The 16115-nt window shown below is 71.1% G+C and carries 11 protein-coding genes and 2 pseudogenes; 11 read left to right on the plus strand and 2 right to left on the minus strand.

The genetic code is table 11. The features are described from left to right. Nucleotide 1: 1 nt before the first annotated feature. Nucleotides 2–961 carry an ABC transporter substrate-binding protein gene (locus tag OO54_RS38325; protein ID WP_033211747.1) on the plus strand — a complete coding sequence of 320 codons (960 nt, stop codon included), beginning with the start codon at nt 2–4 and terminating at the stop codon, nt 959–961. 108 nt (nt 962–1069) lie between these two features. Here the strand turns inward: OO54_RS38325 and OO54_RS38330 are convergent, their stop codons facing one another. Continuing rightward, nucleotides 1070–2299 (minus strand): cation:proton antiporter, encoded by a 1230-nt coding sequence (locus OO54_RS38330; protein WP_234439241.1) that lies wholly within the window; start codon nt 2297–2299, stop codon nt 1070–1072. A gap of 171 nt (nt 2300–2470) precedes the next feature. Continuing rightward, a complete protein-coding gene (locus tag OO54_RS44530; RefSeq protein WP_324611637.1) occupies nt 2471–2617 on the minus strand; it encodes a hypothetical protein in 147 nt (48 codons plus the stop codon). A 287-nt stretch (nt 2618–2904) separates the two neighbouring features. Between OO54_RS44530 and OO54_RS38335 the strand changes: the two are divergent. From OO54_RS38335 to OO54_RS46940, 10 genes and pseudogenes are all read left to right on the plus strand, one after another. Further along, nucleotides 2905–3387: pseudogene (locus tag OO54_RS38335) on the plus strand (transposase family protein); the annotation flags it as partial. A 352-nt stretch (nt 3388–3739) separates the two neighbouring features. Beyond that, nucleotides 3740–5326: a right-handed parallel beta-helix repeat-containing protein gene (locus OO54_RS38340; protein WP_033211751.1), complete on the plus strand. Its 1587-nt coding sequence runs from the start codon at nt 3740–3742 to the stop codon at nt 5324–5326. Nucleotides 5327–5932: 606 nt separating this feature from the next. Beyond that, nucleotides 5933–9841: a Pls/PosA family non-ribosomal peptide synthetase gene (locus OO54_RS38350; protein ID WP_033211755.1), complete on the plus strand. Its 3909-nt coding sequence runs from the start codon at nt 5933–5935 to the stop codon at nt 9839–9841. 44 nt (nt 9842–9885) lie between these two features. Continuing rightward, nucleotides 9886–11265: a M1 family metallopeptidase gene (locus tag OO54_RS38355; RefSeq protein WP_033211756.1), complete on the plus strand. Its 1380-nt coding sequence runs from the start codon at nt 9886–9888 to the stop codon at nt 11263–11265. Next, nucleotides 11177–12148: an alpha/beta hydrolase gene (locus OO54_RS38360; protein ID WP_078905579.1), complete on the plus strand. Its 972-nt coding sequence runs from the start codon at nt 11177–11179 to the stop codon at nt 12146–12148. Before OO54_RS38355 ends, OO54_RS38360 begins: the two co-directional genes overlap by 89 nt. 608 nt (nt 12149–12756) lie before the next feature. Then, on the plus strand, nt 12757–12993 hold the full coding sequence (locus OO54_RS47970) for a helix-turn-helix domain-containing protein (protein WP_234439314.1): 237 nt from the start codon (nt 12757–12759) through the stop codon (nt 12991–12993). Between the two features lie 153 nt (nt 12994–13146). Then, nucleotides 13147–14013, plus strand: a complete 867-nt coding sequence (locus tag OO54_RS38370; RefSeq protein ID WP_106970182.1) for a helix-turn-helix domain-containing protein — start codon at nt 13147–13149, stop codon at nt 14011–14013. A 195-nt stretch (nt 14014–14208) separates the two neighbouring features. After that, a complete protein-coding gene (locus tag OO54_RS38375; protein WP_033211758.1) occupies nt 14209–14652 on the plus strand; it encodes an SRPBCC family protein in 444 nt (147 codons plus the stop codon). 249 nt (nt 14653–14901) lie between these two features. After that, complete coding sequence (locus tag OO54_RS38380; protein ID WP_033211760.1) at nt 14902–15546, plus strand: dihydrofolate reductase family protein; 645 nt, start codon at nt 14902–14904, stop codon at nt 15544–15546. 359 nt (nt 15547–15905) lie between these two features. Then, a pseudogene (locus OO54_RS46940) lies at nt 15906–16115 on the plus strand (hypothetical protein); the annotation flags it as partial.

Genomic DNA, 16115 nt, shown 5'->3' on the forward strand with positions numbered 1-16115 from the left:
GATGCCTCGCACACGCCTCGCCGCACTCGCGGCCGCCGTCGCCCTGACGGCCCTCACCGGATGTGGCGCCGCCGACATGACCAGCCAGTCCTCCCCGTACGCCGACGCGAAGGACTCCCGCACGGTGACCCTGTCCGTGCAGTCGTGGGTGGGCGCGCAGGCCAACGTCGCCGTCGCGCGGTACCTGCTGGAGCACGAGCTCGGCTACCGGGTGGACACCGTCCAGATCGACGAGGTCCCCGCCTGGGACGCCCTCAGCCAGGGCCGGGTGGACGCCATCCTGGAGGACTGGGGCCACCCGGACCAGGAGAGGCGGTACATCGACGAGAAGGGGACGATCACCCGGGGCGGGGACCTCGGGGTGACCGGCCACATCGGCTGGTTCGTGCCGACGTACTTCGCCGAGAAGCACCCGGACGTCACCGAGTGGAAGAACCTGAACAAGTACGCCGACGAGTTCCGTACCGCGGAGAGCGGCGGCAAGGGCCAGCTCCTCGACGGCTCCCCGTCCTACGTCACGAACGACAAGGCGCTCGTGGACAACCTGGACCTCGACTACCAGGTCGTGTTCGCGGGTTCGGAGGCGGCGCAGATCACGCAGATCGAGCAGTTCGCCAAGGAGGAGAAGCCGTTCCTCAGCTACTGGTACAAGCCCCAGTGGCTGTTCGAGAAGGTCCCGATGACGGAGGTGAGGCTGCCCGCGTACGAGGAGGGCTGCGACGCCGAACCGGAGAAGGTGGCCTGCGCGTACCCGCACACCCCGCTGCAGAAGTTCCTCAACGCCCGCTTCGCGGACGGCGGAGGCGACGCCGCCGCCTTCCTGAAGAAGTTCCGGTGGACGACCGACATGCAGAACGACGTCGCCCTCATGATCGCGGAGGAGAAGTTGTCGCCGGAGGAGGCGGCGGGCCGCTGGGTGAAGGGGAACGAAGCCACCTGGCGGGCTTGGCTCCCTTCCTGACGCGCCCGCGGCGGACCCGGCAGCCGGCCGGGTCCGCCGCACTTCCCCACGGCACGAGCCCCCCGCCCGCGTCGCCGCCGCTGGTCGTCCGTCGCGCCCGCTCCGCCCTCATCCCACGCCCCGAGGCTCCGGCGAGGCGGGCCGACCGCGGGCGTAGCGGCGGCCGATGGGCTCGGCGCTCAGACCGTGCAACACGATGCTGACCATGACGGTGATCACCATCACCCGGCTGATGAAGTCGCCGCCACCGGCCGCAGGCAGTTCGATCGCGGCGAGGAGGCCGAAGACCACCGAGGTCACTCCTCTGGGCCCCATCCACCCCAGGAACAGCCTGTCGGACAGCGACAGATCCGTACCGATCAGCGCGAGCATCACGGGCACCAGGCGCACCAGGGTGACGGCGAGGAGGGCGTAGAGGACGACGGAGAGGTGGAAGCCGTCCCAGAATTCGTCACTGACCAACTGGCCGAAGAGAAACCACAGGGCGAGTGTCAGCAAGGTGACCAGGTCGTCGGTCATCTTCACGGTGTCCCCGGGGAGATGCCGCATCGCCGGCGCGATGCAGACGCCGGCGACGAACGAGGCGACGAACCCGTTGCCGCCCAGCGCCGCGGACAGGCTGTAAGCGGCGATCGGCACGCTCAGCACCGCGAGGCGCGCGGCGCCAGACAGCGTCCAGTCCCTCGCCCAGGAGCGCCGCAACAGCCATCCGGTCACGTAGCCGACGAGCGATCCGGCCCCGACGGCCCAGCCCGCCGCTCCGACGGCGTCGAGGAGCGCCTCGGTGTAGTCGTCGCCGACCGTGTGGTACTCGGCGGCGGCGGCGACACAGAGCAGGAACACCGGTGAGACGATTCCGTCGCTCAGGCCGCCCTCGACGTTGAGTACCTCCCGGAGGCGCGCCGGGATGCGCTTGTCCCGCACGACGGCCGAGGCGGGCGCCAGATCGAGGGGGACGACGACGGTCGCCAGTGTCGCCAGCACCCATCCGGGCTCGTCGGGGAAGAAGGCGAGCGCGGTCAGAAAGGCGGCGACCAGGGTCAGCGGCAGAGCGGCGCCCAGGAGACGGGCGACGATTCTCCTCTCCCGTCGGATGACTCCCGCCGGAACCTCGGTCGCGTCGACGAAGAGCAGCAGGGCGAGGACGACCTCCACCGCGTGCTCGAAGCCGGCCATGTCCCCGAGGTCGAAGACGAGCGGCGGGTCCGAGCCACTGGTGAGGGCGATGCCCGCCACCATCATGGCGATCGGTGCGGTGATGCTCCACAGCGCGAGCCGGCGCGACAGGACGCACCAGGTGAAAAGAATGCCCGCGATGACGGTTACGGCAAGCAACACATCCGCGCTTTCGGAAGGGGTCTCGGGGAGACGCAGCGTAAGGCGAATGCCGCGCCGACTCGTGCGAGCACGCCGACAAGGGCCCCGCACGAGGGGTGCGCGTTCCCTCGCGGGACTTCGGCCCCGCGAGGACACCAGCGGTCTCCGTCACCATGCCCGGGAGCGAGGAGGTCAGGCGGCGGGCGAGATACCGAAGGCCGTACACATGTGCGCGCGCAGGGAGTTCCCGGAGCCGAGGCCGGCGCGGCGGGCGACGAGGGCGATCGGAAGCACGGTCGTCTCCAGCGGTTGCTCGGCCGGCTCGAGGCGCTGTGCCATGAGCCACCGCACGGGTGCCGACCAGGGTGGGATCCGGTTCGGGCCGGTCGACACCCGCTGGCGGGCCGAGCTTGGACCGGAATGAGACCGGAACGGCTGGCCGGGAGCGGGATCCGGGTGGGGTGAACCGGGAGTTCCGACGCAAGTCGGCTGTTGCGATGGGTGAGATCAGTGAGCTCTTTCCGAGCCGGCGGTGCTGACCGCGAGCCGGACATGTCTGCACAACGACGAAGCTCCTAGTAGACGGGTTCTCGACCAAGATCACCCGTGTCCGCCAGGAGCTTCGCGTGCTTGCCTGCCCGTGGGCGATTGATCTGTCCAGCCGTACTCTGCGGTTCCCGGCCGGACGGCTGACAGCCAGGCGGCGGGAGATCCGGACGCGCCGGCGGCGCCTTCCCGCCTCACGACAGGCCCTGCTCGCCCTGGCCCACCTGCGGTGCGGTGACACCTATGCCCGGCCGGCCGCCGGGTTCGGCATCGGGATCGCGACCGTCCACCGCTGCATACGCGAAGCCGTCGAGGCCCTGGCCGCCCTCGCCCCGTCCCCGGCCGAGGCGATGCGAACGATCCGGGAGAAGGCGTTCGCCATCCTCGACGGCACCCTGCTGCCGATCGACCGCATCGCCGCCGACACCCCCTATTGCTCCGGGAAGCACAAGCGCCACGGCACGAACGTGCAGGTCCTCACCGATCCGTTCGGACGGCTGCTCTGGGTCTCGCCGGCTCTGCCCGGCTCGACCCACGACCTGACCGCCGCGCGACACCACGGCCGTGTTCCAGGCGGCGTTCTCGTGGCCCGTGTCGGCCCATGCCTTGGTGATGGTGGGATGATCGCTCGCGATCCGGGACAGCAGGTGGCGGCCATCAGTGCCAGCCCGGAGCCCGCGGCCGTGACCAGCATGGCCGGCAGGAGGCCGAGGGTGTCGGTGACGATGCTCCGCTTGTGTTCGGTGATCTTCCAGCGTGCCCCCGGCGCCCGCCGGCCGAAGACCAGAGTTCGCTGCGGAACTCCTGGGCGCGAGGGCGCCGGGTCCGCCTGCCTTCGCCCGCCCCTCCCGTGACAGGCCCCTGACGCCTCTGACGTACGCTCCTGCCAAGCGTCAAGAGAACGGGGAGGGACGCATGGAACGTCGCGCGTTGATGCTGGCCATGGGTGGATTCGTAGGGGCCTGGGGCGGCGCGTCCGTGCTGGGCGCGCCGGCCGCCGCGGCCGCCGCGGCCGCCGGCGGGGTCGTCGTGGACGCCACCGCCCACGGCGCGAAGGGCGACGGCATCACCGACGACACCGCCGCCTTCCAGAGCGCCCTCGCCGCGGTGAAGGCCGTACCGGGCGCGGCCACCCTGCTGGTGCCGCCCGGCACCTACCCCGTCGGCGTGAGCCTCGTCCTCGCCGCCGACACCACCGTGTCCGCGTACGGAGCCCACATCGTTCGTACCAAGGACAGCGGCGCGTTGCTCAAGAACTTCGACTCGGTCACCCCCGTGTACGGCTACGAGGGCGCGGGGAACATCGCCGTCCTCGGCGGCACCTGGGACATGCGAGGCGCCCAGTTCAGCAAGCAGAGCGACGCCGTCGGCTTCGCCCACTGCGAAGGCGTCCTGGTCAAGGACTGCACCTTCGTCGACACCCCCTCAGCGCACGCCCTCGAGCTGAACGCGGTCCGGAACGCGGCTGTCGTGAACTGCGTCTTCGACGGCCACCATCCCGGGGACGGCGCGAGCCTCACCACCAAGGAAGCCGTCCAGATCACCTGCGCCACCGAGGGGAATCTGCCCGCCCCCGCCTACGACGCCACTGGCTGCGAGGACATCCTCATCACCGGCTGCACCCTGCGCGCCGGCACCACAACCGGGCCCTTCGGCGCCCTGTGCGGGGACCACTGGGGCGCCAAGGGCGTGTTCCACCGGCGAATCAGGGTCATCGGCAACACGGTCCAGAAGAGCGGCGCGTTCGGCATCCGTGCCGCCGACTGGCAGGACTCCGTCATCGCCGACAACACGGTCACCGACGTCGCGCTCCACGGTATCTACCTCAACTCGCCCCAGGGCAATGGCACCAGCGGCATCACCATCAGCGGCAACACGGTCCGCGGAGTCGACGGCAGCGGCGGCATCTCCGCCACCGTCGCCGCAGGCGGCGCCCGCCACCGTGACATCACCGTCTCCGGTAACACCGTCGAGTCGGTGAAGGGCGAGGCCGGCATCTACGTCGCGCAGACCGACGGCCTCACCGTCACCCGCAACACCGTCACCGCCACCCAGCGCCTCACCCCCACCGGCAACTGCCAGGGCATCCACGTCCAGAGCTCCCCTCATGCCGTCGTCGCCCAGAACAGCCTCACGGACATCCAGGGCGACGGCATCGGCGTCGACAGCGGCTCCACCGGCACCCTCGTGGCCGACAACACGGTCCTGACCACGACCGGCCCCGGCATCAACACGGGCGTGAACGGCGCCACCCTGCGAGGCAACCGGATCACAGGAGCCACCGGCTACGCCGTCCGGGTCGGCGGCAACGCGGTGGGCACCTTCGTCCAGGCCACCACCGTAGGTGCGGTCACCGGCGGCGCCTCAGGGGCCGCGATCGGCGTGATGGCGGGCTCCAGCGGTACCTGGCTGGTCGGCAACGACCTCACCGCCCGCGGCATTGGCACCCCCGCGATCACGGACAACGGAACGGGCACCACGCCTGTACAGAACACGATCTGACCTTCCCCTCGCCTACGAACAGCGGGGTCACCGACGACTGCGGGGTGCGGCCGAGCGGGTGGTACAGGTGGCCGGTCGCCGCGAAGCAGTCGAGTACCTGGCGGGAAGTCGATCGGGTACGGCGAATCGGTCCAGGACCGATTCGCCCTCACCCAGGCCGTGACCGTTCCCGCCCTCCAAGCAGCCCACAACCCGTTCTGAAACCACAGCAGTCCCGCGGGGCGGTTGCTCTGGCCGCCTACATGACCGGGCCGAGCGGCTGCCGGATGGGAACATGCAGGTCCTGCAGCAGTTCGTGAACCAGTCGCCGTGGGAACTCCACAGCCTCACCAGGCAGCTCCGCCCGGTTCCGGGGAAACCTGCCGTACTGCGTGTAGAACTTCAGCAGCACGGCGAAGCCCAGTCGCGTCGCACCATGCTTTGGCCGGAACCCCACGGAGAGCAGTCGCTTTACCGGATTTCCTCGGCAACGCGCAAGGGATTCGACAAGGAATTCCCCGTCGGCGCACTAGACTGGCGGGCTGTTTGGCGCCGGATCGGAACAACCCGGGCAGACCCGGGCTCCACCGGCGACCCGGACGTTCCGGGAGCGAGACGCGAGGGCCGATGTCAGCCACACCTGAGCGCGGTGAACTCACTCTGCTCGACAACGGGGAGACGCACGAAGAGTCCGGCAAAGCGGCCCGGTTCTCCGCCGGGCCCGCCGCCCCGCCCCGTACGCTCGTCGACATCCTCGACGCGACCGTCCTGGCGTACCCCGACGAACTCGCCCTAGACGACGGCTCCGCCCAGCTGACCTATCACGCGCTGGCAGCCGAGGTCGAGCGGCGGCGCCGCGCCCTCGCCGCAGCCGGGGTCGGGCTCGGCGACCGGGTCGGCGTACGCGTGCCCTCCGGGACCAACGAGCTGTACGTGGCCATCCTCGCCGTGCTCGCCGCGGGGGCCGCCTACGTGCCGGTCGACGCCGAGGACCCGGACGAGCGGGCCGACCTGGTCTTCGGCGAGGCCGGGGTGCGCGCGGTGCTCGGCGCCGGACAGTCCGTCGAGGTCACCGGGGACCCCGAGCCCGGCCACGCCCCCGCTGCCCGCCCCGGGCCTGAGCACGATGCGTGGATCATCTTCACCTCAGGCTCCACCGGCATGCCCAAGGGCGTCGCCGTCGGCCACCGCAGCGCCGCCGCCTTCGTGGACGCCGAGGCCGCGCTCTTCCTCACCGAGGAACCGATCGGACCCGGCGACCGGGTCATGGCCGGACTGTCGGTCGCGTTCGACGCCTCCTGCGAGGAGATGTGGCTGGCCTGGCGCCACGGGGCCTGCCTCGTGCCCGTCCCGCGCTCCCAGGTACGCAGCGGCGCCGACCTCGGTCCCTGGCTGGTGGAGCAGGAGATCACGGTGGTCTCCACCGTGCCGACCCTGGCCGCGCTCTGGGAGCCGGAGGACCTGGGCGAGGTCCGGTTGCTGATCTTCGGTGGGGAGGCCTGCCCGCCCGAACTGACCCAGCGCCTGGTGACCGAGGGGCGCGAGGTCTGGAACACGTACGGTCCCACCGAGGCCACCGTCGTCGCCTGCGCTTCGCTCCTGACCGGTGGGGAACCGATCCGCATCGGTCTTCCGCTGAACGGATGGGAAATGGCAGTCGTCGACGAGTCCGGCGAGCCGGTGCCCATGGGCGGCAGCGGCCAGCTCGTGATCGGCGGCGTCGGCCTGGCCCGCTACCTCGACCCCGCGAAAGACGCCGAGAAGTACGCCCCGCTCGCCTCCCTCGGCTGGCACCGCGCCTACCGCAGCGGTGACCTCGTCCGCGCGGAGCCGGAGGGGCTCGTCTTCCTCGGCCGGGGCGACGAGCAGATCAAACTCGGTGGACGCCGCATCGAACTGGGCGAGGTGGACGCGGCACTCCAGGCTCTGCCAGGCGTCGCCGGAGCGGCCGCCGCCGTCCGCACCGCGCGCAGCGGCAACCAGCTCCTTGTCGGCTACCTCGTCACAAAGGAGGGATGGGACCATGCCGCGGCGGTCGAGCGGCTGCGCGCCGAACTGCCGGCGGCCCTCGTGCCGCTCCTCGCGCCGGTCGACGACCTGCCGACCCGTACCTCCGGGAAGGTGGACCGGAACGCGCTGCCCTGGCCGGTGCCCGACCTGGAGTCCACCGGCTCCGCCGAGCAGCTCTACGGCACCGAGGCCTGGCTCGCCGAGCGGTGGAGCGAGACCCTGGGCGTGACGGTCACCCGTGCCGACGACGACTTCTTCGCGATCGGCGGTGGCAGCCTTGCCGCCGCCCAGCTCACCACCCGGCTGCGCGCCCGCTACCCGAGCGCAGCCGTGGTCGACATCTACCAGCAACCCACCCTGCGCAAGCTCGCCCGCCACCTCGAGCAGTCCGTACAGGTCGGCGGCACGGCCCGGACCGTCGCTCCCGTCCCGCTCCGGTTCCAGGTGACACAGTCGCTGCTCCTGCTCCCGCTGTTCACTCTGGTCGGACTGCGCTGGACGGTGGCGCTCCTCGCCCTGGGCAACGTCCTGCACCGGTTCGGGTCCTACCCCTGGGCGCCCACCGCCTCCTGGTGGCTCGTCGCCGCCGGCGCCACCCTGCTCTACAGCCCGCCCGGCCGGCTGGCCCTCGCGGCCGGCGGCGCACGCATCCTGCTGCGCGGGGTCGAGCCGGGACGCTACCCGCGCGGCGGAAGTGTGCACCTGCGGCTGTGGACGGCCGAACGACTGGCCGATCATGTCGGCGCGACCTCCCTCACCGGGGCCTGGCTGGAACGCTACGCACGGGCCCTCGGTGCCAAGATCGGCCCGGAAGTCGACCTGCACTCCCTGCCTCCGGTGACCGGCATGCTCAAGCTCGGACGCGGCTGCGCCGTGGAGTCCGAGGTGGATCTCAACGGGCACTGGCTGGACGGGGACCGGCTGGAGATCGGCCCGGTCAAGGTCGGCGCGGGCGCGGTCGTCGGCACCCGCAGCGTGCTCTTCCCGGGCGCGCGGGTCGGCAAGCGGGCCGAGGTGGCCCCGGGTTCCGCCGTGACCGGGCAGATCCCGACCGGTCAGCGCTGGGCCGGAGTACCGGCCGTAAAGCTCGGCAAGTCCAAGCGGAACTGGCCCAAGGAGCGCCCGCCGCGTGCCTTCCGCTGGCGCGCCGTGTACGGAGCGACCGGCTTCTGTCTCCCACTCCTGACCGTGCTCGCCGCCCTGCCGGCGCTGCTCGTCGTCAGCCTGTTCGTACCCGCGGACGCCCGGCTCGCCGAGGCCCTGCGCAGCGCGCTGACGGCCGTGGTGCCAGGAGCGCTCGCCTTCGGGTTCGTGTACGCGCTGCTCCTGCTCGTCTCGGTGCGTCTGCTCAGCCTCGGGCTGCGGACCGGGACCCATCCGACGCACAGCCGGGTCGGCTGGCAGGCCTGGACCGTCACGCAGTTGATGGACCTCTCCCGGGAGACCCTGTTCCCGTTGTACGCGGGGCTGATCACTCCCGTGTGGCTACGGCTGCTCGGCATGAAGATCGGCCGGGGCGCCGAGGTGTCCACAGTGCTCGCGCTCCCGAGCCTGACGACCGTGGGTGACGGCGCGTTCCTCGCCGACGACACCCTGACCGCTCCTTACGAACTGGGCGGAGGCTGGGTCCGCATCGGACATTCCGAGATCGGCCGCCGGGCGTTTCTCGGCAACTCCGGAATGACCGCGCCGGGCCGTAGCGTGCCCGACGAGGGGCTGGTCGGCGTCCTGTCAGCCACTCCGAAGAAGGCCAAGAAGGGCAGTTCCTACCTGGGCCTGCCGCCGGTCAAGCTGCCGCGATCCGCGGCCGGCGCGGATCGGAGCCGTACCTACGACCCGCCCGCCCATCTGCTGTGGGCCCGGGGCCTGGTGGAGCTGTGCCGGCTCGTCCCGGTGTTCTGCTCGGCCGCGCTCTCCGTCCTGACCGCGGCCGCGTTGTGCGCCCTGATCGCGACGAGTGGCGTCGGGGCGGTGGGGGCCGCGGCGCTGTCCGGAGTGGTCCTGCTCGCCGCCGGGGCGACCGCCGGGGTGGTCTCCGTGGCCGGGAAATGGCTGCTGGTGGGCCGGCACCGAACGGGGGAGCACCCGTTGTGGAGCGGCTTCGTCTGGCGCAACGAACTGTCCGACACGTTCGTCGAGGTCCTGGCCGTGCCCTGGCTCGCCGGTTCGGTGCCGGGGACGCCAGTCCTCACCCTGTGGCTGCGTGCTCTGGGGGCCCGGATCGGCCGGGGCGTGTGGTGCGAGAGCCACTGGCTTCCCGAGACCGACCTGGTGCGGCTGGGCGACGCCGTCACCGTGAACCGCGGCAGTGTGTTGCAGACCCATCTCTTCCACGACCGGATCTTGAGGACGGATACTGTGGTCCTCCGCGAAGGCGCCACCCTGGGCCCGAACGGCATCGTCCTGCCCGGAAGCACGGTCGGGGCCCGCAGCACACTGGGACCCGCCTCTCTCGTGATGGCCGGGGAATCCGTCCCCGCCGACACCCGCTGGCTGGGCAATCCGATCGAGGCGTGGCGGTCCTGAAGGGGCTACGGCGTACGAGCACAGTGCAGGGAGCGGAAGCGGCAGTGAGCGGCCAGAGGACAACGGCGTCGGACTCGTACTTCCCGGCCAGCGGCGATCCCCGATACCGCGTGCACCGGTACGAAATCGCTCTGGACTACCGCCCCGGCCCCAACCGGCTGGCCGGGACGGCCCGGCTCAGCGCGATCGTCGGCCGGGCGCAGCTCACCGAGTTCGCCCTCGACCTGGCCGAGTTCAAGGTCGGCCGGGTCCAGGTGAACGGCCGGGCGCCCCGCTACACCCACCGGGGCGGCAAACTGCGCATCCGGCCGGCCAAGCCCCTCGCCGCCGGCGTCGCCTTCACCGTGGAGGTGCACTGGTCGGGCAACCCCAGGCCGGTACGCAGCCCCTGGGGCGGCCTCGGCTGGGAGGAGCTGTCCGACGGCGCGCTCGTCGCGAGCCAGCCGGTCGGCGCGCCTTCCTGGTACCCGTGCAACGACCGGCCCGCCGACAAAGCCTCCTACCTGCTCTCGGTCAACACCCCTTCTGCGTACGCGGTGGTGGCCGGCGGCCGGCTGCTGACGCGGACGACCAAGGCCTCCACGACCACCTGGGTGTACGAGCAGACCGCCCCGACCTCCAGCTACCTGGTCGGCCTGTCCATCGGCATGTACCAGACCGTGCTGCTCGGCGACCCCGGACTCGGCGGTGTTCCGCAGAGCGCCCACGTACCGGCGCATCTGCTGCCGAAGTTCTCCCGGGACTTCGCCCGGCAGCCTGCGATGATGCAGCTCTTCGAGGAACTGTTCGGCCCCTACCCCCTGGGCGAGTACGCGGTCGTCGTCGCCGACGAGGACCTGGACGTGCCGGTGGAGGCCCAGGGGCTGGCCCTGTTCGGAGCCAACCATGTGGACGGCGTGCGGGGTTCGGAGCGGCTCATCGCCCATGAGCTCGCGCACCAGTGGTTCGGCAACAGTGTGACCATCGCCGACTGGCGACACATCTGGCTGAACGAGGGCTTCGCGAAGTACGCCGAATGGCTCTGGTCGGAGCGCTCCGGCGGTCGCACCGCGCATGAACTGGCACTTGCCGCACACCGATTGCTGGCCGCGCAGCCGCAGGACCTGGTGCTGGCCGACCCCGGCCGCAAGCTGATGTTCGACGACCGCCTGTACCAGCGTGGGGGCCTGGCGTTGCACGCGATCCGCTGCGCGCTGGGTGACGGGGCGTTCTTCCGCATGCTGCGCGACTGGGCCGGCGTGAACCGCCACGGCGTGGTGACCACCGCGGGCTTCGCCGCCCATGTGGCCCGCTACGCGGCCGCCCCGCTGGACGGCCTGCTCTCGTCCTGGCTCCATGAGCCCTCCCTCCCCCCGCTGCCCGCCCCGCCGATCCCGGCCCGCCCCGGGAATCCGCCCACGATCGGCGGGCCGAGAGGAGTGTGAGACGAGCCGAGTCGAGGACGCCGGGGTGGAGACCGCCTTCCACGTGGCGCCCGTCGGGCCGACGGGGCTGGTGGGGTTCCGGGTCTTCCGGCCGCGCGGCGTTTCCGCGCGGTCGCCCTTCGTCCTTCACGTCCACGGAGGACGGTGGATGCTCGGGGACGCGCACACCCACGCCCGGCTCATCGGTGAACCGGCGCGCGGAGCGGGGATCACGGCAGTCGTCCCCGAGTGCAGTCGCACCCCCGAGGCGCGACACCCCGTCCCGATCGAGGAGTGTCACGCCCTGCTGACATGGACCGTAGACAACGCCGAGCGGCTGGGCCTGGACGCGGACCGGGTCGCGGTCGCCGGTGACTGCGCCGGGGCGACTCCGGCGACCGCACTCGCGAGGGTGGCGAAGGAGCACGGCGGTCCCGGCATCCAGGCGCAATTGCTCCGCTACCCGTTGACCGACGCCCGTTGCGCCACCCCCTCCCAGCGGCGCTTCGCCACCGGACACCTGCTCACCCGAGCAGCCCTGCGTGAGTACTGGCTGATCTTCGCGGGCGACGCAGCACTGCTCGACGAGCCGATGGTGTCGCCCCTGAGGGCGAGCCTTGAGCAGCTCAGCGGCCTGCCGCCCGCACTGGTCGTCACCGCGGAGGCCGATGTGGCGCGCGACGAGGCCGAGGAGTACGCGGAGCGACCCCGGGGATCGGGCGTCGACGTGACGACCGTACGGTTCCAGGGCACGGTGCATGACTTCGTGTCGCTCGAATCCCTCCGCGACAGCGTCACCGCTCGCGCGGCCGTACGGATGGGTGGGGCCTTTCTCCAGAAGCACCTGAACGGTGAACGGCCCGGCTCACCGTCGGGTCCGTCGTCGGACCAGTCGACCGACTGATGAGTGGGCACGGGAGCGACGGCAGGCTGATGCCATGCCGAGCGAGATGAGAAGGCCTCCCGAGAGCGATGACCGGCGGCGGGGCGCAGCCGTCATGACACCGAGCGGACGCGTGCTGTCGACCAGGACGGCCGCACCATGGAGATGCGCCCCGATGACGCCGCCTTCTTCGAGACCGTCCGCCCGTTCCGTACCCATTTTCCCCATCGCTTTCAGCTGGACATCTTCGCCGTGTCTCGTGACCGTCTCGGTCTGTCCGAGGCTGAGCTGCACCGGATCGCGGCGCGGACGCTGCGCCCGACTCAGGGACTCACGGCCCTCGTCTCCCCGTTCCTGAGTCGCCTGGCGAACATCCGGCGGGCGTACGAGCAGCCGGTCGCCGATCGGCTCGCCGACAGCGCCGTGGACCTGCTGTCCGTCGTGGCGACCGAGCAGCTGGGCCGACACTCGAGGGAACTGCCCGGTGCCGAGCGGGTCCTGCTGCTGAGTGTGCAGCGGTTCATCCGCTGGAACCTGGAATCCCCGGACCTCACACCAGGGACCGTCGCCAGGGCCCACGGCATCTCGGTCCGCATCTGCACCGCCTGTTTCAGGCCGAAGGCACCTCGATGGGCCGCTGGACGCGCGAGCTGTGCCTCCAAGGGTGCCGGCGGGAGCTGTCGGGCGTCCTCCAGGGTGCGGGAGGCGCCTCGGGCGCCGGGGCGACTCCGGGGGCGGTCGCGCGCCGCTGGGGCTTCACCGGACCGGCTGCTTTCGCGCGGGCCTTCCGACGGGAGTACGGCATGTCACCCACCGAGTGGCTGCGGGGCGAACGGTCCCGGCACTCCCCGCAGGGACCGCGGTGACATGACGGGACGCTCACACCTGACGCCCACCCCAGCGCACCCGGTCTTCTCAACCGGGACGATGCCTCCCGAGGACCGGTCGGCCGCCTGGCGGCGTGCCCTGTCGGAGTGCTACGTCCCCGTGGAAGCCGGCATAGGAGCGGCTCCGGAGGAGTGGCCGCCTCTCTCACCGCGTACCGGACGGGCACACTCCAGATCGCTGCCGAGACGTCGGGGCCGGCCCTCGTCCGGCGTATGCCCGAGGGTGTGACGGCGGATGGTCAGACGTACGTCTTCGCCCGAATGCAGCTGGATGGCTCGGCGCTCCTCGTCCAGGACGGCCGGGCCGCGCATCTGACGCCGGGCACCCTGGCTTTCCACGACGCGAGCCGCCCGTTCGCCCTGACGCTGCCGGAAGCCCAGCGGGCGCACGTCCTGATGCTGCCGCGACAGCTGCTGCGCGTGAACGAGACGAGGCTGCGCCGCATCACCACGATCCCCGTCGAGGAGACGTCGGGCGAGACGCCGGCGCTGCTGCTCCCGCTCGTGCACGGCCTCGTACGGGAGGCTCTCGGCCACGCTTCCCCGTACGGGCGCGAGGACCTCGCCCGTACCGTCGTGGGTCTCCTCGCCACGTTGGCGGCGCACCAGGCGGCCGCTGCCCATCGACAGGGGGATGCACCGGGCCCCGCCTCCATGATCGAGTGGATCAAGGCCACGGCCGGGGCCCGGCTCGGCGAGCCTGAGCTGTCACCGCGCGTGCTCGCCGAGGAGCACCACATCTCCCCGCGCTATCTCCACGAGCTCTTCCAGGCCGAGGGCACCACGTTCGGCCGCTGGGTACGCGGGCGCCGCCTTTCGGGATGCCGCGCGGAGCTCGCACGCACCGACAGGGACCACCTCCCGGTGTCCGTGGTGGCCGCCCGATGGGGGTTCACCAGCCCAGCCCGCTTCAGCAAGGCGTTCCGGGCGGCGTACGGGGAGTCGCCGAGCCGTTGGCGTGAGAGCGCCCGCGCCCGGCGGAACTCCGCGACGCCCTGACGGTGACCTGGTAACGGAGTCAGCCGAGCAGAATGGCGCGCAGGTTCGGTACGAGGTGCCGGATATCGGCGCAGCGTGGAGACGCGCACGGGGGACCGGCACCCACCCCGCTGCCCTGCGGCCGGGAGGCAGCAGTCGGATCTCTCTGGGATCCTGGCCGTGAAGCGTGCGCCGGGCACACAGCGAGGAGACGCAATGTCCGGAGAGTTCGAGTCCAGCGTCGAGGTCGACCGCCCGGTGGAGGAAGTCTTCGCCTACCTCGTCGACGGCCGCAACGATCCCGAGTTCAGTCCCAGGGTCCTGGAGATCACGAAGACTCCGGACGGCCCTACCACTGTCGGGACGGTCTTCCGCAGCACCGTGAAGGACGCCGGGATGAAGACCTCCCGCGAGTTCCGCATCACCAGCCTGGACGTGCCACGCACGATCCGCTGGAGTGAGCAGAGCAAGAACCTCATCACGGCCGAGGGAGGCTATGACCTCGAACCGCTGCCTGACGGCCGCACCCGGGTGCGGATCTTCAACGTGCTCGAAGGCCACGGACTTGGCCGAATCCTGCTGGGACCGGCGCTTCGCGCGGCTCGTAAAGATGCTCCCGACTTCGGTCTCCGGATCAAGGCCGCCGTCGAGCGGTCCTGACCCAGCGGCGGCCCGAGGCCGCGTGACATGCGGCTCCTGGAGCGAGGCTTCGCCCTCGAATGGTTCTTGTCGATGGGGATGTGAACCCGGCGACCAGTTCCGGTTTGGGTAGTGGTGGGCGAGATCGGACGAGCGTCCGCCCGACTGATGACCGTGCCGGAGGTGAACATCGCCTCCGTGAGGCCGACGCCCGGCGGCCGCCCACGAGTCGATCTCTGACGGACGTAAACGACTCATCAGGAGTAAGCCATGGGCCTCATCCAGATCGAACTGTTCGCGACCCTCGACCTCGTCGCGCAGGCGCCCGGCGGCCCGGATGAGGACCCCGTGGGCTTCCCGTTCGGCGGCTGGCAGGCGCCCCTGCTGGACGAGGTCGCCGGGGCGCAGATCCTGGCCGCGTACGAAGGCACGGATGCTCTCCTGCTCGGCCGGCGGACGTACGACATCTTCGCCGCCTACTGGCCGCACCAGGAGGGCGGCGAGGACAACGAAATCGCCACGCTCTTCAACAGGGTGCCGAAGTACGTGGCCTCGCGCGGCACGCCCGACCTCTCGTGGGCCGGGTCCACGCATCTCGGCCCGGACCTCGCCGACGCCGTGCGCGAGATCCGAGACCGGCACGAGCACGTGAAGGTCGTCGGGAGCCTGAACCTCGTGCAGACCCTTTTGCGCGAGAAGCTGTTCGACCGTCTCGACCTCTGGCTGCACCTCATCGTGCTCGGAGTGGGGAAGACGGTGTTCGACGCCGGCGCGGTGCCCAGCAACCTCACACTCCTCGCACCTCCGGTAGCCAGCCCGAAGGGCACCGTGTTCCTGCGCTACGGGCTTGCCGACGGCATGCCCGCCACGGGAGACATGAGCGCACCCGATCGCGGTGTTGGAAGCGACGACTGAAGCCCCTTGGATCCGTATGCGGAAAGGGGCGCCTGGCGCATGTTTCACCAGGTCAGACGCCCCATTCCCTGCCTCTAGAAGAACCCGAGCTTCTTCGGTGAGTAGCTGACCAGGAGGTTCTTCGTCTGCTGGCGGTACAGCCAATAAACCCATCCTGACCAGCGAGAACGGCCGGATGCCCGGTTTCTTGGAAGGAGCCGGTCCGGGAATGGTCCGGATCTTGGTGCGTGTGGCGCCGGTGGCTGGGATGACCAGGGGCTGCGATCCTCGACCATCCGGAAGGACGACCGAGTGCGGCGGGGGCAGGTCTTCTGTGGTGCCGCGTCCGGGTGGGGCGCACTGGCCGTGTGCGCATCGTGATGATGACGGCGGGGTCGCGGGGTGACGTCGCGCCGTACACGGGTCTGGGTGCCGGTCTCGTACGGGCCGGGCACGACACGCCGGGCCGGTCCGCACGGCGCCGGGCGCGCCCGGTGCTGCACGGTTACAGCGGGCTCGTCGTCCCCCGGCCCCGGGACTGGCCCGCAGGGCTGGAGGTGTCCGGGTACTGGTGGCCGCACGAGACCGGG

The sequence above is a fragment of the Streptomyces wedmorensis genome (assembly GCF_000716445.1).
GTDB lineage: Bacteria > Actinomycetota > Actinomycetes > Streptomycetales > Streptomycetaceae > Streptomyces > Streptomyces wedmorensis.